The sequence below is a fragment of the Adlercreutzia sp. ZJ473 genome (assembly GCF_013185065.1).
Taxonomy (GTDB): Bacteria; Actinomycetota; Coriobacteriia; order Coriobacteriales; family Eggerthellaceae; genus CAAEEV01.
On sequence record NZ_JAAVTO010000070.1, the window covers coordinates 1 to 10,231 of the forward strand.

Consider the following 10,231-nt stretch of genomic DNA (forward strand, 5'->3'; position numbering starts at 1 on the left):
CCTCGCGTGCGCGCCGACGCGAGCGACGCGCGAGCATCCCGCCCCGCCCCGCACGCTGCCCGCGCGCCGCGCCCCGCGAGCGCCCCCGGGCCGCCGCTCCCTCGGGAAGCAGCTCGTCGAGCAGGCGCTCGACGCTGGCGCAGAAGGGGTTCGCCAAGGCCACGAGCTCGGAAGGATACCCCGCGCCCAGCAGCTCCTCGACGACGTGCCCGCCCTCCGCGAGCTCGGCCACATGCGCCCCCTGCAGCGCGCAGGACACGTCGATCGAGGTGAAGGGCGCCCCCTTGCCGCAACGGTTCAGCACGTAGGCGAACGAGCCCGTCGCGATGCCGCACCGCACGCACAGCTCGAGCGCATGCTGGCACGCCCGCACCGACGAGGCGCGCTGATCCACCAGAAACAGCGCGCACGAGCTCTGCTCCAGCAACACCACGTGATAGTCAGCCCAGCTCGCGCCTGTGTTCACCACGATGACGTCGAAGCTGCGCGCGAGCTTCGACAGAAGCGCGGGCAGCTCGCGCGCCACCGCGTCGGCCTGCTCGAGCCGCTGCGGGGCGCCCACGAGCACCAGCTCCTCCTGCCCTTCGGCGCCGAGGCACGCCTCGGCGCCGTCCTGCGTGATCAGCTCGTCAAGCGTGGCGGCAGGCTCAAGTCCCGCTAGGTGATGCAGGTCGCCGAACTGCAGGTCGCCGTCGAGCAGCAGGGTGCGCAGGCCGCGCTCGCACGCGAGGAAGGCGGCCAACGTCGCCACCGAGCTCTTTCCCGCACCGCCGCTGCCGCTCACCACCGTGAGCACGAACGCGCTGCGCTCAGCAGAAGTGCTTGCAGGAGCAGCGGGGACGACGCCCGCCTCCACGCCCGCCGCTGCGTCCGGATGCAGCACGGCGTCCACGCTCGCCGCCGTCCCCGCCATCGCCGCCGCACCCGCCGCCTCAGCCATTGTCCCCGCACTCGCCCCTGGAGCCGCGATCGCCCCCGACGCCTCCGAGCTCGCCCCTGGCGCCGCGGTCGCTCCCGCCGCATCAGCAGACCCTCCCGCACCTGCGGGCAAGCGCCGCGCATGCCCGCGCTTCGCGAGCGCGAAGCGCTGCGCGAGCGCGAAGCGCTGCGCGAGCGTCTGCCTGGTGAGCGTGCCCGTCACGCGCGCAGCCTGCGCGCGGCTCAAGGCCGACCCCGACGCCTCGAAGAGCACCAGGTACACGTCCCTCTCGGGATCGTCCTCCCTTATCGCCGCCGCGACGTTGATGCCCTCCATGTCGTCTGACGAGACGACCCACACCTCGTCGACGCCCTTCGCCCCTCGCGCAAAGCGGCGCGCCTCCTCGGCGCTCGCGAAGCACTCGAGCCAGGGGAGCGCCTCCACGTTCTCGCCGTCAAGCCCCATGAGCTCGGGATGCCGCAGGCTCTCCGAGTCGGCGCACAGCACGATCCGTCCCATCACGCCCCCTTTCCGCCGCCCTTGCCGGCGGATCCCCCGTCGGGAGCTGCCGTGGGCAGCACGAAGTACAGCTCCAAGTTCTGGGCAGCCGAGACCAGCTCCTCAACTGCGGAAGGGGGAACGGCGAGCGTCACCCACGCCGTCGACCCCGACGAGAGCCCCGCCTCAGAGGCGCTCGTCGCGATGACGAGCGCGCCCGCGACCAGCTTCGACGTGGAGGTCGACCCCACCGCGTACACGTCAGCCCGCATGCCGGGCACCAGCGCGCCGCCGACCGCCTGCACCTCGCGCGCCGGGACGCTCACCGCAGAAAGGCCGTCGGGCACCTCGATCATGGAGTCCGCGGCCTCGAACCGCTTGCTCGATATCACCTCGCCCGCCAGGATGCTCGAGCCCACCTGCTTGCCGACCGCCTCGACCTTGCTCGTCAGCGCACCCTCTGGAAGCAGCGCCGCCACCCACATCTTGGTCTCGACTGACGCATCGTCAAGCACCTCGCCTGCGGAAACGTCCCGCCGCGCCACGCACACCTCGAGCTGGTCGCCGCCGTAGCGCGAAAGCGCCTCGGCGCGCACGGCGCTGGCCTGCGCATCAACCTGAGCCACGTACACGCCCACGCACGCCACGCAGCACAGGCCGCATATGAGCCCCGCTACCAACGATTTGTTTCGCCTCGCCATAAGCACCTGCCTTCTCCCGTCGAGCCCCAGCGTAACGAGCCCGTCTGGCAGATACATGGAAGGAACCTGGCGAATCTCCCCCGGAAATCAGACGGCGTTTCGCCCGCCCGGACGCGGCACGTCATGCGCCCACGCCGCGCTTCGCCCCGAAGAGGCGGCGCATCCTGGCAAGAACGCCCGCCGCGAGCCGCGCCCTCCCAACGCGAAAGCCCTCGCTTCGTCGCGCCTATCTGACATGAATCCCCCGCCAAACGCACCCGCCAGTCCACCCGCTCCGTACCTGCATGCGCACGCTGCCGAAATCCACTTGTATCAGATGTAGATACAAGCTAAGATAACCCCGCGAGTAGAGAGGTCTCGCAAGCCATCGAGCTCAGAAGGGAGCGGGCGCTGCCATGGACACGAAGTTCTCGATCGCCATCCACGTTCTGATCCTCATCTCTGAGTCACCCAAGCCTCTGAGCTCGGAGCAGATGGCGCGCAGCGCGGGCACCAACGCCAGCTACGTCCGCAAGGTCCTCGCAGCGCTCAAGAGAGCCGGCATCGTGAGCAGCAGGCAGGGCGTCGAAGGCTATGCGCTGGCAATTCCGCCCGACCAGCTCCCCCTCCTGCGCATCTACCAGGCCGTCAGCGGGGGACCCGCCTATCACCTCATCGACATTCACCAGAACCCGAGCGACCAGTGCATCGTGGGACGTCACATCAAACCCACGTTGACCAGCGCCTTCGCAAACGTGGAGGAGGCGTTCGCGCGAGCGCTCGAAGAGAAGACGCTTGCCGGCTGCATAACCGACATGCGCATGAGAATCCAAGAACGAGAGGTAGTGCAACCTTAGAACATGAGAACTGGAATCGTTGACGTCGGCGGCGGGCTCAGGGGGATCTACGCCGCCGGCGTGCTGGACTTCTGCCTGGATCGTGGCATAGCATTCGACCTGGGCATCGGCGTGTCGGCCGGAAGCGCGAACCTGGCGTCATTCACCGCAGGTCAGAAGGGTAGAAACAAGGTCTTCTACTCCGAGTACGCGCTGCGCAAGCAGTACATGAGCCTCGGCAACTTCATCAGGAAGGGATCCTACGTCGACCTTGACTACGTGTACGGCACGCTCAGCGACTCGAACGGCGAGAACCCTCTTGACTATCCCGCCCTGCGCGCGAACCCGATGGACCTCTACGTCGTCGCAACGAACGCGCACACGGGAGAGCCGCGCTACTTCGGCAAGGAATACCTCAGCCAGGATGGCTACGACATCCTCAAGGCGTCCTCCGCGCTGCCCTTCGCCTGCCGCCCCTACCCGATAGACGGCATACGGTACTTCGACGGGGCCTTAGGCGACGCCGTCCCCGTGCAGAAGGCCCTCGAGCTCGGCTGCGACAAAGTGGTGGTGCTCCTCACCAAGCCGAAGGACACGGAGCGCACGCCTGGCAAGGACGCGAAGGTGGCGCGCCTGATCAAACGCACGTACCCACAAGCCGCCGCGCGCCTGCGCAGCAGGGCCGCACGCTACAACGCCTCGGTCGCCTTCGCCAAGAAGCTCGAGGCCGAGGGGAGGGCGCTCATCGTGGCACCCGACGACACCTGCGGGGTGGACACGCTGACGAAGGACCGGGAGGCTATCCTGCGCCTCTACGCCAAGGGATACGCCGACGGCGCGGCGATAGAGCGGTTCGTGGAAAGAGCGAACGCCGACGCCGCCTCCACGCGCAAAGCGTAGGGAGCTTCGTCGTCTCGCTCAAGCTGCAAACGCCTTACAGGAACAGCTCGCACTCCTTGCGCTCCTTGCAGGCCTTGCCGATGGCCTTGCTCACAGCAAACGTCAGAAGCCCGCTCACCTTGCGGGAGTTGCTCGGGCACACGCTGACGCAGCGCATGCAGGAAGCGCACTTCGCGGTGTCCGGCGCCTTGGGATTAGCCGCGTCGATGGCGCCCGCCGGGCACTTCGCGGCGCAGACGCCGCACTTCGTACAGCTCGAAGTCGCCTTGGGATACGGGCCGCTCGCACCTGCCTTCTTCTTCGCGTAAGCCGGGCTGCCGGGCAGCGCCGTCGCCATGCCGCGCTCGCCCGCCCCCACCTTCCGCGCGATCTCGGCGGCGAACGCGCGCAGGGCCTTCACGTCCGTCGCGTCGGGCCGCCCCGCTGCGAAGGCGCGCACGACGGAGTGCTCGGCTATCGCGGAAACGGCGGCCACGGCCTCGAAGCCGCAGCCGACGGCCAGGTCGGACAGCTCCAGCAGCGTGTCGTCGTAAGCCCGATTGCCGTACACGCACATCAGCACGCAAGGCGTCCCCGATGCGCGCACGCTCGCAAGGCGCTCAGCCGCCAGCGCCGGCACGCGGCCGCCGAACGACGGCACCGCGATGACGGCGATCTCGGCAGACCCGTCAACCTCGACGGGAGCGAACGCGGGATCCGCCAAGTCGACGAGCTGCGTCACGCTGCCGAGCCCGTCGCACAACGCCGACGCCGCCCGCTCGGTGCCGCCGGTGGGGCTGAACTGAACGAGAACGCACTTCATGAAATCCATCCTTCCCAGGAGCCTGCGGCCCCCGCCTCACACTTGGGAGCCTGTAGGCTCCCCGACCTCACGCGCAAGCTCCGGGTGCAGGTAGCGGTTGCGCTTGAGCGATATCTTACCGTATTGCGTCGCCTCGCGCGGGCAGCGGTGAATGCAGGCCAAGCACTCGCTGCACGCGTCACCTGACCAGGCCGGTCGCCCTCCCTCGAGCCTGATGCTGTTGGTAGGGCATGCCTCGACGCAGGTCCCGCAGCCCACGCAGCGATCCGCCAGCACGTTGAACGGCTTGGTCGAGCGCGGCTTGTCCTGCGTCCCCGTCACCTTGGAGAGCAGGACGCCCACGGGGTTGCGCTGCGCACGCGCCCCGCGTCGCCGTGCGGCCACCGCGCGCGCGACCTCCTCCATCCGAGGCTCCGCCTTCGCAAGCTTCGCCGCGGCGCGCGCCTTGTCAGGAGGGTTGGACACGTAGATGCAGTTCTCGACGCTCGGCACCGCAAAGGCCGCGTCGAGCTCGATCCCGCACGACGCGCGGAGCTCCCGCGCGAAGTACCTCACCTCGTCACCGGGGAAGTACCCGTAGGTGATGACGCAGTAGCAGTAGCCGGGCTTGAACGGCGCGCCGTCAGGCGTGAGGAACGTGACGCCGCGCACGAAGCGGTCGACCGCCGCCGGCGTGGACCAGCGGTACACCGGGAACACGAACCCCAGGTCCTCCCCCTGCCTGACGGCCACCTTGCGCTGCCCCGCCTTGAGCCCCGCGCCCAAATCATAGAGGCGGTCGCCGTTCTCGCGCGCGATCCTGCGCGCAGCGGCGAGGGAGTTCCCCGTTGCGCTGAAGTAGAGAATCATTCCACCCTCCTCGAAAGTCAGAGAGCCGGGGCGGCACCTTGGCGCTCGCCAGCGCCCCGGCGCCCCGGCCGCGGCACATGTCACCAGCCAGCCAGCGCCCCAGCGCTCGCCGGCCGGCCAGCGCCCGCCAATCGGCCGGCGCCCCGGCCCTCGTCAAGCGCCTGCCTTACAGGCCCTTCTCCAGGTACACGACGCCTGGCTTGGTGCCCTCCCAGGCGCTCAGCTCGTAGGCGTGGTAGCCCATGTCCTTGAGCCGCGCCATCTCGCGGGCGGCGGGGCTTGCCGGGTCGTCCAGGTCCCCGTACGTCAGCGCCTCGGTGGTGCAGTTGTACACGCAGTACGGCATGTCGTCCGTCGAGCTGCAGCCGCGGCAGTCGATGCAGCTGGTCTTGTAGACCGGCATCCACTTCATGGACAGGTTCGGCCATTGGCCGGCGGGAACGTCCACCCCGCCGCCGCCGATGGTGCGCACGTACAAGCGGTGCTCGTCGACGGGCAGGTCATAGGCTACCTTGCACGCCAAGGAGCAGGTCCAGCAGCCCAGGCAGCGGTCAACGTTAACCAGAATGGTCTTCGACATCTTACTCACCAGCCTTCCTCACTTCGCACAGGGCATCCCAGATGATCTCCGGCGCGGCGTTCTCCACGAAGAACGAAGCTGAGCGCGGCACCCCGAACGACGCCATCGTCTGGGCGAAGGCGGTGGTGATCGCACCCATCTGAGCGCTTTGGACCTCCCTGGTGTTCTGCGACACCATCAGATGCTGCGGGCAGCTGGAACCAGGGTACTTGTCCTCGTTGAAGCTGTACCACATATGAGCGATGCCGGGGGCGATGTCCTCGCGCAAGCGCAGCGTGGTCTTGATCACGCCGCGCTGGTTGACCACCTCGACCTCGTCGCCGTCCTTCAGGCCGCGCGCCGCGGCCTCCACCGGGTTCAGCGCCAGGCCGCTCTGCGTGGCGGTGGCCAGGCTGACCAGCTCGGGGATGTTGGTGAACTGGCTCTGCATGAAGTACTTGTGGCGTCCGGGATAGAACTGCAGCGGATACTTCTCGCGCGCGGCCTCGTCGTTGACCAGGGCAGGCTCGAAGTCGGCGAACGCCTTGCCGAGCGGCAGGAAGTTCTCGTTGTAGAACTCCACCTTGCCCGACGGGGTGTCGAAGGCGATGCCGCGGTAGTTGTCGAACTGCTCTTCGGCCACGTCGAGGTGCAGGAACTTCGCCTTCTCCAAGCGCTCGACGGTGACGTCGGCCAGCTCGCCTGCGTGCTCGGGATCCTCCTCGGCGGTGAGGGGCGCCTGCAGGTACTGGCCGCTCGTGCCGGGCAGCGAGATCTTGAACTTGGCCCAGAACTCCAGGCTCTTGTCGCCGAACAGGTCGCCGACGCCCGTCGCCTTCGCCAGGCCGGCGAAGATCTGGGCGATGTCGCGCGACTCGCCAACCGGCTCGATGGCCGGCTCGCACATGATGATGCACTCGTTGGGGCCGGGTAGCACCTCCCAGCGCTCGTACGTCGTGGTTTCGGGCAGCACGTAGTCCGCGTACTTGCACGTGTCCGACATGCGGATGTCGACCGCCACGAACAGGTCGAGGTTGGGCAGCACCTGGTTGTACCACATGTCCTTGTTCGGCCAGTTCAGGATCGGATTCGCGTAGGGGTTGATGAGCGCCTTGTACTGCTGCGGCGCATCGGGGTTGCCGAAGCTGTCGATCACGTCGACCCACGGCACCTGGTCGGCGCGGTGGATGTTCTCGTCCGGGTACCACAGCGGGTTGATGTTCAGCTGCGTGGTGGGATAGTAGTCCAGCGGCGAGGGCAGGATCGTCGCGCCCTTCGCGCCCATCTGGCCGGTCAGGTACACCAGCAGGTAGATGGCGCGAGCGGTCTGGGTCGCGTTGGCATAGCGCAGGCCGTCGTAGATGAACATGGTGGTGGGCACGGTCGCGTACTCGCGCGCCAACTCGCGGCACGTCTCGGCGGGGACGCCGGTGACGCCCTCCTGGAACTCGGGGGTGTAGCCCTCGAGGTGGTCGATGAGGAGCAGAAACACCGTGCGGCACGCAATGCCGTTGACCTCGACGGAAGCGCGCAGGTCAGGCGTATGATCACCATAGACGTCGCTCGCGGCGTAGCCCTTCAGGCGCTCCTCCTCGCTCTGCTCGGCCTCGGTTGCCACGCCGCCGGAGGTCGCGCCGATGGAGTCGGTCGCCACCGAGGAGCCGATGGCGCCAACGGCCGCCTTCGCCACGTGGCGGCCGGCGAAGCAGATCTCGCCGGTGTCAACGTCGACGTACACGTACTCGGCGGGGTTGCCGCCCTCCACGACGTCTGAGGCGTGCAGGTAGCGGCCGTTGTCCTCACGCACCAGGTAGGCAGCGGTCGTGCGCTTCACGAGCGCCTCGTCGTTCTGGAGGTTCTCGTCAATGATGGTCTTGGCCATGGCCAGCGCCAGGGCCGCGTCGGTGCCCGACTTGACGGGCACCCAGTGGTCGACCTTGGCCGACGTTACGTCGAAGAGGTTGCTGATGTGCGTGATCTTGCAGCCGCGCTCGCGCGCGTCCATGAACATATGCGACGTCTCGCCCGGACGCGTGAACCCGATGGGGTTGGACGCCCAGATGATGATGTGGTCGTTGCACTCGTTGAGCAGGTAGCGGTTGTTCGAGATGATGCCGTTGAGGTCGGTGAGCGTGGCCAAGATGGTGCTCATGTCGATGGAGGGACCCTCGAGCCTGGTGGCGCCGAACGAGTTCAGGAAGCGCATGGCCAGGTCAAAGTTGGTCGAGCGGTCGCAGCCCGGCACACCGCACCAGAACGTGTTGAGGATGGTGGCGTGCGAGCCGTACTGCTCGGTGATCGCGTTCAGCTTGGCGCCGATCTCCTCGAACGCCTGGTCCCAGCTGATCTCCTCCCATTGGCCGCTTCCGCGCTCTCCTATGCGCTTGAGCGGCTTCAGCAGGCGGTCGTGCGTGTAGGGTATCTTCGCGCTCATGATGCCCTTGCTGCAGATTCGCGGTCCCGGCGCGGGGCTTGGCAGCGGCGCGCGCTGCGTGCGCACGATCTTGCCGTCCCTTGAGTGGACCTCGAGGATGCAATGCTCATGGCAACCGAAGCCCTGACACGGGTTGTAGGTCACCCTCTCCTCGGAGCTAGCCATTCTCGGCTCCCTTCCTCGTCATTTCGCCTGGGTTTTCCCAGGTCTTACGAAGAAGTCTAGATACCGTGCGGCCGTGGGAAAAATAGGGATGCGCGATGCGGAGGGACAGGCGATGTTTGCTCGCTATCACGATTCGCAATAGGCGGTATTGCGAGTCTCGCGCCCAAGGTCACGCCAAGGGTTTTTCGCTAAAATAGGCGAGGGGGGAGGATGCCATGAACATTGAGTCTCTGAGGGAATTCATCGTCTTCAGCAGGTACCTGAACTTCAGCAAGGCCGCGCTGCACCTTAACCTCGCGCAGCCGACCCTGAGCAGCCATATCGCGAACCTGGAGAAGGAGCTCGGCTTCAAGCTCGTCGTGCGCGAGCAGCCCGTCAGGCTCACCATGGCGGGCAAGCGGTTCTGCACTGACGTCAAGGGCATCCTCGAGGACCTTGACGAGGCCGTCTCGTCCTGCCGGCAGATGTCCGACAACTCGGGGGTCATCACCTTCGAGCAGCCTATTCGCATCAACGGGTTCGGGCGTGCGATCGACCGCCTGGTGCTGCTGTTCAGGAAGGAGAACCCCGGCATCGACGTCAAATGGACGAGCCACAAGGGCACGACGTTGATCGACGCCCTCGCGGCCGGGCGCGTCGACGGCGGATTCTCCGCCACCAACATGGCGGCGGAGCTTGACGCCGAGCAGTCCGCCCTCGTGAGCCTGACGCCCCTACCCCACATCGACCCGGGGGAGTTCTACCTTTGGATGCACCAGTCCAACCCGCTGTGCGCTTGCGAGTCGATCAGCGTCGCCAGCCTGAACGGCTGCTCGTTTCTGATCCCCTCGTCAGTGGCCTACCTGCCGCTCGAGTCGCTGGCGCGCGCCGCCTCGGAGAAGTTCGGCATCCAAATCAGCTGCTCATGCTGGCCGGGAAGCTACGAGGAGTGCATCCTCAACATCTCCCCGAAGGAGGTCATGCTCGTCAACGACGAGGAGCGCCTGGAGCCGGCCTATGCCGTGGTGGACAACCGCTGCTTCAAGAAGGTCAGCGGCATCGAGGAGTTCATCACCCCGTGCTTCGTCTCGAGCGCATCCAACCGCAACCCGGCCCTGCGCCAGTTCGAGGAGTTCCTCGCGAAGCTCTGAGCGGCGCAGGCGAGCGAAGCTCCCGCCGAACCAACCGAATGAGAGAAGGCGGCAACAACAGCCTCGCCTCGTCCTCCTGAGCAGCAGTCGGACATCGAAGCGCACGGTGACGCGCAGGGATCAGGCGCCGGGCGGAAAAGACACGGCATGGCCGTTACCGACAACGATGCTTTTTCATCCACCCCTCAGGTGATCTTGGATGAAAAAGGGTCGTTGTCGGCGATTTCCAGGGGAAAGTGGATGCGAAAGCGCTGTTGTCGGTGGTTTTCGGGGCTCGAATCGCCGATAACGGGCGTTTTCCATCCAGCTTTTCAAAACCGTGGATGAAAATAGGTTGTGTACCGATTGTTGGTGTCATGACTGCGTTTGGGAGGTGCGGGCTTTAGCCCGCCCGAGCAAACGCAGCACTGCCCAGAACTAACTACATATTACACTATTGACATCATGCCGCCCTTCCGA

At 66.6% G+C, this 10,231-nt stretch carries 9 protein-coding genes; 3 read left to right on the forward strand and 6 right to left on the reverse strand.

Annotation, left to right across the window (positions count from 1 at the left end):
* Positions 1-1,438: chromosome partitioning protein ParA (locus HRL41_RS10815; RefSeq protein ID WP_172137036.1), on the reverse strand; the 1,438-nt coding region annotated here is incomplete at its 3' end.
* Positions 1,438-2,118 (reverse strand): Flp pilus assembly protein CpaB, encoded by a 681-nt coding sequence (locus HRL41_RS10820; protein WP_172137037.1) that lies wholly within the window; start codon positions 2,116-2,118, stop codon positions 1,438-1,440. The genes HRL41_RS10820 and HRL41_RS10815, both read right to left, overlap by 1 nt.
* A 395-nt stretch (positions 2,119-2,513) precedes the next feature.
* Between HRL41_RS10820 and HRL41_RS10825 the strand changes: the two genes are divergently transcribed.
* Together HRL41_RS10825 and HRL41_RS10830 are read left to right on the forward strand one after the other, a co-directional pair.
* The gene (locus tag HRL41_RS10825) at positions 2,514-2,954 is read left to right on the forward strand and encodes an Rrf2 family transcriptional regulator (protein WP_172137038.1); all 441 of its coding nucleotides are present in this window, start codon (positions 2,514-2,516) and stop codon (positions 2,952-2,954) included.
* Positions 2,955-2,957: 3 nt separating this feature from the next.
* On the forward strand, positions 2,958-3,833 hold the full coding sequence (locus HRL41_RS10830; RefSeq protein WP_172137039.1) for a patatin family protein: 876 nt from the start codon (positions 2,958-2,960) through the stop codon (positions 3,831-3,833).
* Between the two features lie 34 nt (positions 3,834-3,867).
* Here the strand turns inward: HRL41_RS10830 and HRL41_RS10835 are convergent, their stop codons facing one another.
* The 4 genes from HRL41_RS10835 to HRL41_RS10850 all read right to left on the reverse strand — a co-directional run bounded on the left by HRL41_RS10835 (position 3,868) and on the right by HRL41_RS10850 (position 8,642).
* Positions 3,868-4,635 (reverse strand): 4Fe-4S binding protein, encoded by a 768-nt coding sequence (locus HRL41_RS10835; RefSeq protein ID WP_172137040.1) that lies wholly within the window; start codon positions 4,633-4,635, stop codon positions 3,868-3,870.
* A gap of 36 nt (positions 4,636-4,671) precedes the next feature.
* Positions 4,672-5,484: an EFR1 family ferrodoxin gene (locus HRL41_RS10840; protein ID WP_172137041.1), complete on the reverse strand. Its 813-nt coding sequence runs from the start codon at positions 5,482-5,484 to the stop codon at positions 4,672-4,674.
* A 166-nt stretch (positions 5,485-5,650) separates the two neighbouring features.
* A complete protein-coding gene (locus tag HRL41_RS10845) occupies positions 5,651-6,073 on the reverse strand; it encodes a hypothetical protein (protein ID WP_172137042.1) in 423 nt (140 codons plus the stop codon).
* On the reverse strand, positions 6,066-8,642 hold the full coding sequence (locus tag HRL41_RS10850) for a molybdopterin-dependent oxidoreductase (protein WP_172137043.1): 2,577 nt from the start codon (positions 8,640-8,642) through the stop codon (positions 6,066-6,068). The genes HRL41_RS10845 and HRL41_RS10850 overlap by 8 nt, the downstream gene beginning before the upstream one ends.
* Positions 8,643-8,857: 215 nt before the next feature.
* Here HRL41_RS10850 and HRL41_RS10855 point away from each other — a divergent pair, with 215 nt between their 5' ends.
* Entirely contained in the window at positions 8,858-9,772 is a 915-nt protein-coding gene (locus tag HRL41_RS10855; protein ID WP_172137044.1) for a LysR family transcriptional regulator, read from the forward strand.
* Positions 9,773-10,231 lie beyond the last annotated feature (459 nt).

Coding starts and splice junctions, on each gene's coding strand:
- HRL41_RS10855 (WP_172137044.1), top strand. CDS start 8,858: ATGAACATTGAGTCTCTGAGGGAATTCATCGTCTTCAGCAGGTACCTG.
- HRL41_RS10840 (WP_172137041.1), bottom strand. CDS start 5,484: ATGATTCTCTACTTCAGCGCAACGGGGAACTCCCTCGCCGCTGCGCGC.
- HRL41_RS10820 (WP_172137037.1), bottom strand. CDS start 2,118: ATGGCGAGGCGAAACAAATCGTTGGTAGCGGGGCTCATATGCGGCCTG.
- HRL41_RS10825 (WP_172137038.1), top strand. CDS start 2,514: ATGGACACGAAGTTCTCGATCGCCATCCACGTTCTGATCCTCATCTCT.
- HRL41_RS10835 (WP_172137040.1), bottom strand. CDS start 4,635: ATGAAGTGCGTTCTCGTTCAGTTCAGCCCCACCGGCGGCACCGAGCGG.
- HRL41_RS10850 (WP_172137043.1), bottom strand. CDS start 8,642: ATGGCTAGCTCCGAGGAGAGGGTGACCTACAACCCGTGTCAGGGCTTC.
- HRL41_RS10830 (WP_172137039.1), top strand. CDS start 2,958: ATGAGAACTGGAATCGTTGACGTCGGCGGCGGGCTCAGGGGGATCTAC.